We start from the raw sequence: 13058 nt of genomic DNA on the forward strand, positions 1-13058 counted from the left end.
GAACGTTCGGAGCAGTTCGGGCGGTTTTACCGATTTATCGGAGTCGGAAAATCATTCAGGACGTTTTACCAGGCCTCGAGACATTTTACCGCCTCATCTAATGATTTCTTTCGTTTAATATTGGTGCAAAATTATATCGCCGTTTCGATCGGGTATCTGACGGGTCAGGCCTTCTCGTGGATCCAGAACTCCTCCTCGGCTGTCGACTCCTTCTTGAAGATGGGAACTTCGTCCTTGAGGCGGTTGATACCGTCCTCGACGGTGTCGAAGGCCTCCTCGCGGTGTCCAGCGAGCACGACGACGAACACGATGTCCTCGCCCTCGCCGATGACGCCGGTCCGGTGGTGCATCAGCACCTCGAACACGCCGTCGCGGGCCTCGAGTTCCGCGCGGATGGTCCGCATCCGGTCTGCGGCGACGCCCTCGTACTTCTCGAACTCCAGGTGCGTGGTCGGGGTGTCGTCCTCGGCATCCTTGACCCGGACGCGTCCGGTGAAGGTGGCGATGGCGCCGGCGCGCTCGGCCTTGGGGGACGCTTTCGCCCGGTCGACGAGGGATTCGAGCGTGATCCGCGGTTCGAGGTCGGCGACGACGTCGAGGACCGGATCGAGGTCGGCGTCGGCGGCCTCGGGGACGGTGTGTCGGACCTCGCCGGCCGCCTCGGCGTCGGCGACGGCGACCGTCGGGAGGCGAGCGTCCGCGAAGCCGACGGTCAGGGCGGCGTCGTAGTCGGGAACCAGCGAGTCGAGGAGGTCCGACAGGGTCTCGCCGTCACCGGCACCGATCCACGAACCGTCGGTCGAGAGGCCGTAGGCCGCGCCGGCGTCGGTGTCGCGGGCGGCGGTCTCGGGGAGGGTCTCCACGGTGGCGACGCGGCCGTCGAGTCGGGGGACGAGTCGGTCGGCCAGGTCCACGGCGCCCGGGCCGACGATGTTGAGCGTCTTCATACGTCGAGAAGCGGACGCGGACCCTTAACTGTGACTCGACGGTGCGAGTCGGGGTCACGCGGACGGTTCACGCACGCTCGGCGGCTTGACAACCCTTAAGCCGGCCTCGTGGTTACCGGACGGATAATGCGAGTCGTGATCTCTATCGGCGGGAGCGTCCTCGCGCCGGACCTCGACGCCGACCGCGTCGCGGGCCACGGGGCGGCGGTCGAGGCGCTCGTCGAGGCGGGCTGCGAAGTCGGCGCGGTCGTCGGGGGTGGCGGCGTCGCCCGCGAGTACATCGGGACGGCGCGCCGACTCGGCGCCAACGAGGTACAGTTGGATCAGTTCGGCATCGACGTGACGCGGATCAACGCCCGCCTGCTGATCGCGGCGCTCGACGGGCTCTCGGCGCCCTCGCCGGCCCACGACTACGAGGAAGCCGGGGAGGCGCTGCGCCGGGGCGACGTGCCCGTCATGGGTGGGGTCATGCCCGGGCAGACCACCGACGCGGTGGCCGCGGCGCTCGCGGAGTACGTCGACGCCGACCTGCTCGTCTACGCCACGAGCGTCGACGGCGTGTTCAACGCCGACCCCGACACCGATCCCGAGGCCGAGCGCCACGGGCGGCTCACGGGGGCGGAACTCGTCGACCTGATCGCCCCCATGAGCCGCGGTGCCGGCGCCTCGGCGCCCGTCGACCTGCTGGCGGCGAAACTCATCGAGCGCTCGAAGATGCGGACGATCGTCCTCGACGGGACCGACCCCGAACGGATCGAGGCGGCCGTCCTCCGGGGGGAACACACCGGGACGGACGTGGTCCCCGAGGGCTGTACCGAGAACCCCGACGGCTGGAGCCGATGAGCGACCACAACGCTTTCTGGGCCGACGACGTCGCCGACGAAATCGAGGCCCGCGATCCCGACGATCCCGTCGTCGTCAAGGGCGGCGTCTCGCCCTCGGGTGTCCCCCACCTCGGCCACTTCAACGAGATCATGCGCGGCTACTTCGTCGCCGCTGTCCTCCGGGAGCGGGGTCACGAGGTACGACAGGTGTTCACCAGCGACGACCGCGACGCCCTGCGGGGCGTCCCCCGACGGCTCGCGGACGCGGACTGGAACCTCGTCGGCCTGGGCGAGGTGGACGCCGGGGCGCTGGGCCGCAACCTCGGCAAACCGTACACGGACATCCCGGACCCCTTCGGCGAGAGCGACTCGTACGGCGCTCACTTCACCGACCTCCTGGCCCGGAGCGCGGAGGCCGTCGGCGTCCCCGTCGAGATGGTGTCGAACACCGCCCTCTACGAGTCCGGCGAGTTCGAGGCCGTCACCCGCGAAGTGCTCGCGAAGGCCGACCGCGCCCGCGAAGTGCTCGCCGCGTACCAGGACGGCGTCGACGAGGACTACGTCCCCTTCATGCCGCAGTGTTCGGAGTGCGGTCGACTCACGCAGGACGTACGCGGCGTCGATCTCGACGCCGGCGAGGTGTCGTACGTCTGTTCGGGGCTGGACGCCGGCGGCGACCACATCGAGGGCTGTGGCCACGAGGGGACGGGCACGCTCCGGGAGGGCAAACTCCCCTGGCGCTTCGAGTGGCCCGCGCAGTGGAAGGTCCTCGACGTCGACTTCGAGCCGTTCGGGAAGGACCACGCCGAGGGCTCGTGGCCGAGCGGCCAGGAGATCGCCCGAAAAATCCTGGAGACCGAGCCGCCGGTCCCCATGACCTACGAGTGGTTCACGCTCGACGGCGAACCGCTCTCCTCCTCGGCTGGCAACGTCGTCACGGTCGAGGAGGTGCTCGCGCTCCTCGAACCCGAGGTCCTCCGCTATTTCTTCGTCCGCAACCCCAAGCGGGCGAAGGACTTCGACACCGAGCGGATCGACCTGCTAGTCGACGAGTTCGACCGGTTCGAACGGGTCTACTTCGACGAGGAGACCGACGAGGACTTGAAGCCGCTCGCGGATCGCGCCTACCCGCTCGTCGTCGACGAGGTCCGCCCGGAGCGGGTGCGCCTGCCGTACACCTTCGCCGCCGTCCTCGGGATGACCGACGACCGCGACCTCCGGGTGCGGATGGCCCGCAACCAAGGCTTCTTCGACGACGATACGCCGGAGTGGGCGATCGAGGAGGCTCTGGACCGGGTCGAGCGGGCACGGACGTGGGCCGAGCGGATGGACAACGCGTACAACTACCGCCTGCAGGCGGACCTGCCGGAGACGGACTTCGACGCCGACGTCGTCGCCGCGCTGGCGGACCTCGCGGACTTCGTGGCCGAGGGTCACGACGGCGAGGCCATCCAGGGGCAGATGTACGAGACGGCCCGCGAACACGGGGTCGAGGTGGGCGACTTCTTCGCCGCGGGCTATCGGCTCTTCTTCGACGACACCGAGGGTCCGCGCCTCGGGGAGTTCCTCGGCGAACTCGACGAGTCGTTCGTGGTGAAACGACTCCGGCGCGAGGCCTAGTCCTGCCAGTCGGGGTCGGTCCGCGGCGGGCTGAAGACGTCGACGCCCTCGAACGGTTCGTCGCCCCGGTTCTCGACGGCGTGAGGTTCGCCGCCGGGGATGACGTAGGTGTCGCCGGCGCCGACGACCCGTTCCTCGCCGTCGACGATGAACACGACCTCCCCGCGGGTGGCGAGGCCGGCCTGTTCGTGTGGGTGGCTGTGCTCGGGCACCGTCGCGCCGACGTCGATGGTGTACCCCTGGAGGCTCATCTCCTCGCCCGACGCCAACTGGGAGAGGTGGACGTCCGCGACCGCTTCGGTCGTCTCCGCGTCGTCGCTGGATCGGATCTCCATACACATCCGGGGAACCCCGGCGGGCTTAAATCTCCGCCCCGGCGTCAGTGACCCTCGATCAGCACCTCGTCGCCCGCGCTCACCCCGTCGGCGACGCCCGCGGGGAGTTCGATCACGGCGTCGGCGGGGGCCCGGCCGAGGCCCGTCCAGGCCGAGAGGCGGGCGACGCGTTCGACCCGTCCGTCGCGGAGCCAGACGGCGTCGATGTCGAAAGGGACGGCGACCATGTGGAGCGTGCGGTCCCCGACGCCGTCGAAGGGAAAGACGAGGGCGTCGCCGGGGAACGAGCGGCGGAACATGAGACCGCGGGCCTTCGCGAGGAGGGAGTCGGCGACGGCGGCGTCGGCGGCGAGAACCCGGTCGTCGCCGTCGGCGGGACGGTGGACGACCCGGGCCACTAGAGCCGTCCGGAGGCGGTGGGGTTCACCCGGTCGGTCCGGGCCGAGCCGGTCGCGGACCCGTCGATCGAGTCGGCGATTCCGGTGAAGGCGGCGACGCCCGCCGCGGCCGCGACGCCGGTGACGAGGACGCCGAGGGCGAGTTCCACGAGCGGCGGGAGCATGGCGGTGAGGGTGGCGACGACGGCCAGCGCGAGTGGGACGGCGACGACGGCGAGGCCGACGGCCGCGATCCGGGCGCGGTTGCCGCCAGCGCGCGTCCAGGTGCGGTCGACCGCGCGCCCGATGGGTTCGCCGTCGGCGGCGACGGCGACGAACACCAGCGGCAGGTGGACGAGTACGACCAGTCCGGGGACGACGAGGGCGGCGAGGCCGATGCCGGCGGCGACGACGCCGACGACGGTCACGACGACGGCCCGGGCGTACGCCGCGAGCGTCTCGGCGGGCGTCTCGCCGGCCCCGAGGGCATCCGTGTCGGCGGCGAACACCCGCGCCAGCGTCGCCAGCAGGACGATGCCCGCGACGGAGGAGAGGACGAGCCCACCGACCGCACCCAGCGTGGTGAGCGGGACGGTGACCGGGAACGTGGTTCCGAGCGTCTCGGCCGCCCCGGAGCGGACGAGCAGCGTATTGAGCGAGAGGTTCCACCCGGCGTCGACGGCGAGGAGCGCGACGACGACGGCAGCGGCCCGGGCACCCACGCCGTCGCGTCCCGTGGACGAGTCCTGGAGGGTCATCGTTCGTTGCTGTGCGGCGACGTCGACCTATATGTTTTTATCCAAATCTGATACGTGTCTGACGCACGTCGCACAGGACGGTTCGTACGCTCGAAATCGCTCCGTTCACGTCTCACACGCGTCTGACAGCATCGATACGTTTTACTGATGTGAAACCCCAGAAGCGGGTATGGATCGACGTGCCTTCCTCGTCGCCCTGACCCCCCTCGCGGCCGGTTGCTTCGGCGGAGAGCCGAGCGGATCGGACGCTACGGCGACCCCGACGGAGACAGCCGAACCGACGGCCACCGAGACGCCCGAACCGACCGCGACGCCGACGGCCACGGCCACGCCGGAGCCGGAGGCGTCCGAGGCGGCGGCGGAGCTGATAAGCACCGCACAGGGACAGCTCGCCGAGGCCATCTACGTCTACACCGACGGCGTCACCGGGGACCTCCTGTCGGTGACCGCCGAGACGGAGTCGTTCAGGGCCCGCGAGGTGCTCCTCCAGCTCGACGGCATCCAGCGGACGCTCGTCGAGGCGGAGGCAGAGGCGACGACCGAGGACCAGCGGGAGACCATCGAGGCTATCGACGCCATGCAGCAGTTCCTCACGCACGCCACCGACGCCCAGTCGTGGCTCATCGAGGGACACGACGCGCTCACCGAGGCGTACTCCCACATGGACGACAGCGACCTGGGCGACGCGGAGGACGACGTCGAGCGGGTGAAGACCGCCGCCGATCAGGTCTCGGAGCCGATCGAGGCCATCGGCACGGGGAGCGAAGGATCGCCGGCGTCGGCCGTCGACGCCATCGACGCGGACGAACACGACGCGAAGGTGGCCCAGTTGACCGACGAATCGGAGGTGCTCACCACCCTCGCCGACGACGCCGAGGACATCCGGAACGGCGTCACCCTGCTGTCCCGGGCACGCGACGAGATCGACGACGACCGGACCGACCGGGCCGCCGACACGGCCGAGCGCGCCTACGACACGTTGAACGACGCCGAGGACCGCCTCGACGACCTCCTCGACGACTTCCCGGAGCGCGCCGGCGCCTTCGAGACCGTCGCCGAGGACCTGCGGTATCTCGCCTCGCGGAACGCGGACGACGCCGACAGCATCTACGAGCAGTACAGCTGAGGCGGCGGTGTCTCAAACGCGTCTTTGAGTCAACGGAGGTTCTTTGTCCCGACGAGCGCAAGCCGAAGGCATGGAGACGGACGACCGCGGCTGTCCGAAATGTGGCCACACCGAGACCGACGTGGGAAAGATCTCCACCACGGGCGGGGGTCTCAGTAAGATGTTCGACATCCAGACCAACTCATTCCGGGTGGTCTCCTGTGCCAACTGCGGCTACTCGGAGCTGTACCGCGACACCGGCTCGGCGGGGAGCGACATCGTCGACGTGTTCCTGGGCTGAATGCCCGGCGGAACCGTCGTCCTCGCCGTCGTCCTCCTCTTCGGCCTGGCGGCGCCGCTGGTCCTGTACTGGCTCGTCCGGGCCGAACACGACGACCGGGAGGTGATGGACCGTGAGGCCGCCGAGCGGGCCGCCCGCCGCGACGTGAACGAGCGCGACCGGCGGTGAGCCACACCACACTCCCCGCTTCGAAGCCGAACATATTCGGGAATCTCCGACGGGATTGCCGCCGGACGGGAACCGGCGAGCCCGACTTGTAGCTATCCCGGTAACGTGTACTCGTATGACGGACAACGTCGGAGCACCCGGAACGAACCTCTCGCGTCGGCAGTTCATGAAGGCGACCGGCACGGCCGGTGTCCTCGGCCTCGCCGGCTGTACGGCACCGATGAACCGCGAGGGAGAGCCCCGGGGAGCGACGGGGACGGCGGCACAGCAAAGCGGCGGGAGCCTGCCGGGCGCGGGCAAGCCACAGGTCGTCGACGTGACCGAGCAGAACAACCAGGTGACGCTCCGGTCGGTCACCTCGCGGCTCCCGGTCCATCCCGGCGACGCGATGGGTGGCCCCGTCGAACTGCCGCGGGTCTGGGCCTGGCAGGCCGACGACCGCGAGCCGAGCGTTCCGGGTCCCATCATCCGGACGACGGAGGGCGAGGACATGGAGGTGACCCTCGACAACACGGACGCGGACATGCCCCACACCGTCCACTTCCACGGCGTCCGCAAGACGTGGGAGAACGACGGCGTCCCGACGACGACGGGGATCACGGTCCAGCCGGGCGAGAAACACACCTACCGGATCCCGGCGAACGTCCCGGGGACCCACCTCTATCACTGCCACTACCAGACCCACCGGCACATCGACATGGGGATGTACGGCATCTTCCGCGTCGATCCGGAGGGGTACGAGCCGGCCGATCAGGAGCTGTTCATGACGGTCAAAGACTGGGACTCCCGGCTCAACCGGCAGATGGCCGGCGAGGACGTGAGCTACAGCCCGCGGAACCGCCAGCCGGACGTGTTCACGATCAACGGGCGGTCGGCACCGCGGACGCTCCACCCCGAGGACGGCTCGCCGGTGCTGGTGAGCGAGGGCGACACCGTCCGCATCCACTACGCCAACAACGGCTACATGAACCACCCGATCCACACGCACAACCACCGGTTCCGGGTGGTCGAGAAGGACGGGTCACGGATTCCGGAGGCCGCCCAGTACGAGGAGGACATCCTCGACCTGGCGCCCGCGGAGCGCAAGACCATCGAGTTCGAGGCCGACGCCGACCCCGGCATCTACCTCATGCACTGCCACAAGGTGAGCCACGCGATGAACGGCAACGCCTACCCCGGCGGGATGGTCGGCGGCATCGTCTACGAGTCGGCGATGGACTCCGACATCTTCGCCCAGTTGATGGAGTACGCGGGCTACGAGGGGTAGACAGGTTCTTGCCCGTGGGCGCCCGACCGGCGCCCATGGAGCGGACGCCGACGGGCACGTCGGTCGGGGTGGACGACCCCTACGCCCACGCCGGACGGTGCGATCACCTGACCTCCGACGGGCGCTGTCGGTTCGCGCTGGAACACGCCGGGCAGGATCCCGCGTTCGCGGCCGAACGACGCGCCGACGGCCACGCCTGCGTCGTCGCCGGCGACGACGGCTGGCGCGACTGTCCCCACTACCGCTCGACGACCGACGGCCGGGAGTGTCGTCGCTGCGGCCTCGGGGAGGTACGGATGGCCCACGACGACGTCCGGCCGCTGCTGGAGGAACACCACCTCTCCTACGGGTCGGCCGAGGCGTCCGGGGACGATCCCGCCCACGAGATCACGGTGGCGCTGTGTCGCTGGTGTCACGCGAAGGTCCACGCCGGGTGGGCGCGGATCGACGACGACGTGAATCCGGACGCCGAGGCACTCGCCGCCCGCGAGGAACGACGGAGCGAGGAGCGAGCCGAGTTCGGCTTCCGGACGGCCGCAGAGCGGGACGACCGGCGGTGAACGACGGGCAGTGAGCCGGTTCCGGTCATCTTTTAGGCGTTACCGGCCTATCCGGTCGTAATGACTCGGATTCTCGTCGTCGACAACCACGGGCAGTTCATGCACCTGGAACGTCGGGCGCTCCGCGACGCGGGCGTGGACACCGAAATCGTCGACAACGACACCCCGCCGGAGGACCTCGACGCGGACGGCCTCGTGCTCTCGGGGGGGCCCGACATGGATCGCATCGGCCGCTGTGCGGAGTATCTCGACATGGACATCCCGGTCCTCGGGATCTGCCTGGGGATGCAGATCATGGCCACGGAGCTCGACGGCGAGGTCGGTGCCGGCGACTACGGCGGCTACGCGGACGTGGACGTCCGGATCGTCGACGACGACGATCCGCTGGTCGGGTCGCTCGCCCCCGAGACGCGCGTGTGGGCGAGCCACGCCGACGAGGTGACCGCCCTCCCGACGGGCTTTACCCACACCGCGACGAGCGACGTCTGCGAAATCGAGGCGATGAGCGATCCGGACCGGGAGCTGTACGGCGTCCAGTGGCATCCCGAAGTCGCCCACACCGCCGAGGGCGACGAGGTGTTCGCGAACTTCATCGCCCGCTGCGACTGAAGGTGGGGATTTACCACGTCCCGCGTCCACCGAGCGACCGATGACGGCGACCCAGTCCGACCTCGCGGACCTGTCGCGGTATATCTTCACCGCGCCCAGCTGGTACGCCAGCCTCGGGTTCGCGCTCGTGCTCGCCGCGATGGCCGGCATCGCGGCCTTCGACTCGGGGACCACGTCGCCGACGTGGCGGAACCTGCTCATCCTCGGCCGCGACGCCTGGCAGGGCATCTTCTTCATCGGACTGCCGACGGTCATCGCGTCGGTGGGGACGACCGGGGTCGACCGCTTCGTCGGCGGCAAACTCACCCCGAACCGGTCGTCGCTGCTGGCGCTGATCTGCGAGGTCATCCTCGTGGCCATCGTCACCGTCGCGGGCATCGTCTCGCAGGTGACGCCGCTGGGCCAGACGTTCGTCTACGACGCCCTGGTGATCGCGCTGGCCTCCATCTTCGCCTTCCGCCTGCTGGTCGTCATGGCCGTCTCGCAGTCCTCGCTCCTGATCGCCGCGGTGCCCGCGAGCCTCCAGACGGTCGTCTCGGCGGTGTTCCTGTTCGTCTACAGCGGCACCGTCCGGTTTCTGGAACTCGGCGGCCCGCTCGTCGACGCCTACCTGATGCCCTACCTCTCGCGGGCCTCGGAGGCGCCACCGGAGCTGTGGATCATCGACGCCGCTCACTTCCAACTGCTCGCGGTCACCTGCGTGATCTACGCCGGGGCGGTCTACACCTTCATCCGGGTGATCGACCGCCCGTGGCAGCGGAGCCTCGGCGTGTCGGTCCTCGATTTCATCCGCGGGTTCGTCGGCCACGTCGCCGAGGGATCCCGCGAGCTGGAGGACTTCTTCGAGAAACTGGGCGAGGAGGCGGTCGTCCCCGTGACGGTGCTGTCCTTCCAGCGGCCCGACGGCACCCAGAAGGCGCGGTTCGTCCTGCCGATGATCCACCCCGGGCCGATGGGTGAGATCGGCGGCGGCAACTTCCCCGTCCGGGTCGCCGAACACACGGAGGGGCTGGTCTTTCCGCCCCACGCCACCGCCGGCCACGACTTCAACCTCGTGACCGAGCGCGAGGTGGACGCCATCCTCGACGCTATCGACGCCGCGGGCGACCGGATCGCGTACGCCGAGGAGGCGACACGGAGCGTCCGCACGGGGTCGGGCGAGGCGTCGATGCTCGGCCAGGCCTTCGGCGACGACGCCCTCCTGGTGGCCACCTTCGCCCCGGGCTTCGCCGATGACGTGGAGTACGGCGTCGGCCTCGCGACGGCCGCCGAGGCCCGCACCGTCGGCCTCGACGACGTCCTCCTGGTCGACGCGCACAACTCCAACAACGGCCTCCAGGGCGAGGACCTGGGCCACGTCACGCCCGGCAGCGAGCGCGCCTTCGACATGATCACGGCGGCCAGGCAAGCCGGACGGCAACTGAGCGAGGCGCCACGCGGGGCGCTCCACCTCGGCGTCGCCTGGGACCGGACGCCGTGGACCCCGCTCGACGGCATCGGTCCGCTCGGGATCCGGGTGGCGGTCGCCGAAGTCGAGGGGCAACACACGGCCTACGTCCTCGTCGACGGCAACAACATGGTGCCCGGACTGCGGGGACGGGTCGTCGACGCGGTGACCGCCCGCGAACCGATCGACGCCGTGGAGGTGATGACGACCGACACGCACATCGTCAACAGCGTCGAGGCGGACAACCAGGTTGGGTCGGCCATCGATCACGGCGAGTTCGTCGCGCTGATCGAACGGCTGCTCGACGAGGCCGTCGCCGACCTCGAACCGGTGTCGGCGGGGATGGCGACCGAACGGGCTTCGGTGACGGTGTTCGGCAACGACCGCACGGAGACCCTCGCCAGTCACGCCAACGCCCTCGTCTCGATGGGCGGAGCGCTCGCCGCCATCATCATCATCGTCGCGATGGCGGTCAGCGTCCTGATCTTCTTCCTTACAGGCTGAACTCGTGTTCCTCGACGGCGTCGCAGCTCGGACAGCGGTGCCGGTACGCGACGCGGCAACCCGTGGTGGTCACCCGCCACTCGACCTCGGGGTCCTCGTACCCACAGGCCGGGCACGCCGCCCGTGACGCCTCGAAGTGCGCCCGGAGCCGCCCGAACGGGGTCGACCCGGACCGGTTCGTCATTGACATACGTTACCAGTTATCTCAGTGACGTGTTAACTCTTTGGATCGTCCCGAAGAGGCAAATATCCGGATGGCCTACGGGGGGGCGTGCTCCTGGTGCTCTGTGTGGACCTCGACGACGACCTCGGTCGCAAGACCGGCGTCGAGACGCCGGTGGTCGGCCGTGACGCCGTCAGGGACGCCGCCGTCGACCTCGCCACGACGGACCCCGAGGACTCCGACGTGAACGTCATGTTCCAGGGGCTACACGTCCTCGACGACCTCCGTCGGGAGGAGAGCGAGGAGGTGGAGGTGGCGGCCGTCACCGGCGTCCAAGGGAGCGAGGTGCGGGCCACCCGCGCGGTCGGCGAGGAGGTCGACCGCGTGCTGGCGGGGCTGTCGACCGGCGAGTCCGTCCGCGCGGTCGTCATCACCGACGGCGCACAGGACGAGTCCGTGCTGCCGGTCATCCGCTCGCGGGTCCCCATCGACAGCGTCCGTCGGGTCGTGGTTCGGCAGGCCCAGAACCTGGAGTCGATGTACTACACGATGAAGCAGGTGCTCGCTGACCCCGAGACGCGGGGGACCCTGCTGGTTCCGCTCGGCATCCTCCTCCTGATCTACCCCTTCGTCACCATCGCCACCTTCTTCGACGTACCGGGCGCGGCCGTCCTCGGCCTCATCTCCGCGCTGCTCGGCCTCTACACGCTGTTCCGTGGCCTCGGCCTCGAATCGACAGTCGACGAGGTCGCCGACCGCGTGCGGAACGTCCTCTACGCCGGCCGGGTGACGATCATCACCTACGTCGTGGCCGCGGCGCTCCTGGTCGTGGGCGGCGCCGAGGGCGTCTCGACGTTGCGGACCGTCGAGACCGGCATCGCCGGGCCGCCCTCGGCGATGACGGTGCTCGCGGCCCTCGTCAACGGCGCGATCCAGTGGTTCGCCGCGGCGGGGATCACCAGCAGCCTCGGGCAGGTCACCGACGAGTACCTCGCCGACCGGTTCAAGTGGCGCTACCTGAACGCGCCCTTCTACGTCGCCGCCATCGCGGTCGTCCTCTATGCGGTCTCGGGGTTCCTGTTGCCCCCAATCGAGGGGATGACGACGCTGACCCTGACCGACCTCGCCATCGCGCTCGTCGTGGGGACGCTGCTCGGCGTCCTCAGCACGCTCACCTTCGCCGTCGCGGAGTCGCGGTATCCGACGGGTGCCGACCCCGCCTAGCGCTCCCGGACGACGACGAACTCCGCGAGGTCCTGGAGGTAGTCGACCGCGTCGACGTCCTCGGTGTCGGCCGCCGACAGCGCCGACAGCGCCCGGTCGGACTGCCGGCGGGCCCGCTCGTTCGCCACCTCCGGCGAGAGGTCGGTCACCTGGACCAGCGACGGCCGGTCCATCTCGGCGTCCTGTCCGGTCGGCTTGCCGAGCGCGTCCGCGTCGGCGGTGGCGTCGAGCACGTCGTCGCGGATCTGGAACGCGACGCCGACCCGCTCGGCGTAGTCGCCCAGCGACTCGACGGTGAAGGCGTCGGCCCCGCCGGCCACGGCCCCGAGTTCCGCCGCCGCCCGGAAGAGGACCCCCGTCTTGCGCCGGGCGAGCGCCATGTACTCCGCTTCGGTCTCCGGGCGGGCGACCAGTTCCGTCGCCTCGCCCTCGCCGAGTTCGACCATCGCTTCGGCGACGATGCGCATGGCCCGCTCGTTCTCCGAAAAGAGCGCGAAGGCCTCGCCGAGCAGGCCGTCGCTGGCGACGATGGCGGGACCGTAGCCGAACGCCTCCCACGCGCTCGGGGTGCCGCGGCGCACCGCCGACCGGTCGATGATGTCGTCGATCACCAGCGAGGCGTTGTGGACGAGTTCGATCCCGACCGCGAACTCGACGGCGTCGGTCGGCGACCCGCCGACCGCCTCACAGGTCAACACCGTCACCGCCGGCCGGACGCGCTTGCCGCCCGCGAGGGCGACGTGTTCGAGTTCCGCGGCGAGTTCCGTCGGTTCGACCGCTTCGATGAGCGACTCCAAACGGTCGTTCACCAGGCGGACTCGCCGATCCAGATACTCCATCGCCCGGTCG

The 13058-nt window shown here is 69.8% G+C and carries 16 protein-coding genes; 10 read left to right on the forward strand and 6 right to left on the reverse strand.

The window, feature by feature from the left end; genetic code table 11:
• Positions 1 to 164 precede the first annotated feature (164 nt).
• Positions 165 to 947, reverse strand: a complete 783-nt coding sequence (locus tag EI982_RS10420; RefSeq protein ID WP_157689643.1) for a molybdopterin synthase — start codon at positions 945 to 947, stop codon at positions 165 to 167.
• A gap of 126 nt (positions 948 to 1073) precedes the next feature.
• On the opposite strand from EI982_RS10420, the gene pyrH reads away from it, so the two are divergent.
• The gene (gene pyrH, locus EI982_RS10425; protein ID WP_157689644.1) at positions 1074 to 1790 is read left to right on the forward strand and encodes a UMP kinase; all 717 of its coding nucleotides are present in this window, start codon (positions 1074 to 1076) and stop codon (positions 1788 to 1790) included.
• Entirely contained in the window at positions 1787 to 3391 is a 1605-nt protein-coding gene (gene lysS / locus EI982_RS10430) for a lysine--tRNA ligase (RefSeq protein ID WP_157689645.1), read from the forward strand. Before pyrH ends, lysS begins: the two co-directional genes overlap by 4 nt.
• On the opposite strand, the gene EI982_RS10435 is transcribed toward lysS, so the two are convergent.
• The 3 genes from EI982_RS10435 to EI982_RS10445 are packed head-to-tail and all read right to left on the reverse strand — an operon-like array spanning position 3388 to position 4861.
• Positions 3388 to 3726 (reverse strand): cupin domain-containing protein, encoded by a 339-nt coding sequence (locus tag EI982_RS10435; protein WP_157689646.1) that lies wholly within the window; start codon positions 3724 to 3726, stop codon positions 3388 to 3390. The genes lysS and EI982_RS10435 overlap by 4 nt on opposite strands.
• Before the next feature lie 44 nt (positions 3727 to 3770).
• Positions 3771 to 4124: a DUF192 domain-containing protein gene (locus tag EI982_RS10440; RefSeq protein ID WP_157689647.1), complete on the reverse strand. Its 354-nt coding sequence runs from the start codon at positions 4122 to 4124 to the stop codon at positions 3771 to 3773.
• Entirely contained in the window at positions 4124 to 4861 is a 738-nt protein-coding gene (locus EI982_RS10445) for a hypothetical protein (protein WP_157689648.1), read from the reverse strand. Before EI982_RS10445 ends, EI982_RS10440 begins: the two co-directional genes overlap by 1 nt.
• A 169-nt stretch (positions 4862 to 5030) precedes the next feature.
• On the opposite strand from EI982_RS10445, the gene EI982_RS18405 reads away from it, so the two are divergent.
• The 7 genes from EI982_RS18405 (at position 5031) to EI982_RS10475 (ending at position 10822) form a co-directional block, all read left to right on the forward strand.
• Positions 5031 to 5987, forward strand: coding sequence for a hypothetical protein (locus EI982_RS18405; RefSeq protein ID WP_199243593.1), 957 nt, complete (start codon positions 5031 to 5033; stop codon positions 5985 to 5987).
• A 70-nt stretch (positions 5988 to 6057) separates the two neighbouring features.
• Positions 6058 to 6267 (forward strand): zinc ribbon domain-containing protein, encoded by a 210-nt coding sequence (locus EI982_RS10455; RefSeq protein WP_157689649.1) that lies wholly within the window; start codon positions 6058 to 6060, stop codon positions 6265 to 6267.
• Positions 6268 to 6435, forward strand: coding sequence for a DUF8143 family protein (locus EI982_RS18410; protein WP_199243594.1), 168 nt, complete (start codon positions 6268 to 6270; stop codon positions 6433 to 6435).
• Positions 6436 to 6550: 115 nt separating this feature from the next.
• The gene (locus tag EI982_RS10460; protein WP_157689650.1) at positions 6551 to 7702 is read left to right on the forward strand and encodes a multicopper oxidase domain-containing protein; all 1152 of its coding nucleotides are present in this window, start codon (positions 6551 to 6553) and stop codon (positions 7700 to 7702) included.
• Between the two features lie 35 nt (positions 7703 to 7737).
• Positions 7738 to 8262 carry a DUF7097 family protein gene (locus EI982_RS10465; RefSeq protein ID WP_157689651.1) on the forward strand — a complete coding sequence of 175 codons (525 nt, stop codon included), beginning with the start codon at positions 7738 to 7740 and terminating at the stop codon, positions 8260 to 8262.
• A 60-nt stretch (positions 8263 to 8322) separates the two neighbouring features.
• Positions 8323 to 8871 (forward strand): GMP synthase subunit A, encoded by a 549-nt coding sequence (locus EI982_RS10470; RefSeq protein WP_157689652.1) that lies wholly within the window; start codon positions 8323 to 8325, stop codon positions 8869 to 8871.
• Positions 8872 to 8911: 40 nt separating this feature from the next.
• Positions 8912 to 10822, forward strand: a complete 1911-nt coding sequence (locus EI982_RS10475) for a DUF2070 family protein (protein WP_157689653.1) — start codon at positions 8912 to 8914, stop codon at positions 10820 to 10822.
• Here EI982_RS10475 and EI982_RS10480 read toward each other — a convergent pair.
• A complete protein-coding gene (locus tag EI982_RS10480) occupies positions 10812 to 11012 on the reverse strand; it encodes an HVO_0649 family zinc finger protein (RefSeq protein WP_157689654.1) in 201 nt (66 codons plus the stop codon). The genes EI982_RS10475 and EI982_RS10480 overlap by 11 nt on opposite strands.
• An 81-nt stretch (positions 11013 to 11093) precedes the next feature.
• Here EI982_RS10480 and EI982_RS10485 point away from each other — a divergent pair, with 81 nt between their 5' ends.
• Positions 11094 to 12209: a DUF373 family protein gene (locus tag EI982_RS10485; protein WP_157689655.1), complete on the forward strand. Its 1116-nt coding sequence runs from the start codon at positions 11094 to 11096 to the stop codon at positions 12207 to 12209.
• Here the strand turns inward: EI982_RS10485 and EI982_RS10490 are convergent.
• On the reverse strand, positions 12206 to 13048 hold the full coding sequence (locus EI982_RS10490; protein WP_157689656.1) for a polyprenyl synthetase family protein: 843 nt from the start codon (positions 13046 to 13048) through the stop codon (positions 12206 to 12208). The two genes, EI982_RS10485 and EI982_RS10490, sit on opposite strands and share 4 nt — an antisense overlap.
• Between the last annotated feature and the right edge of the window lie 10 nt (positions 13049 to 13058).

Source organism: Haloplanus salinarum (assembly GCF_009762275.1).
GTDB classification, from domain to species: domain Archaea; phylum Halobacteriota; class Halobacteria; order Halobacteriales; family Haloferacaceae; genus Haloplanus; species Haloplanus salinarum.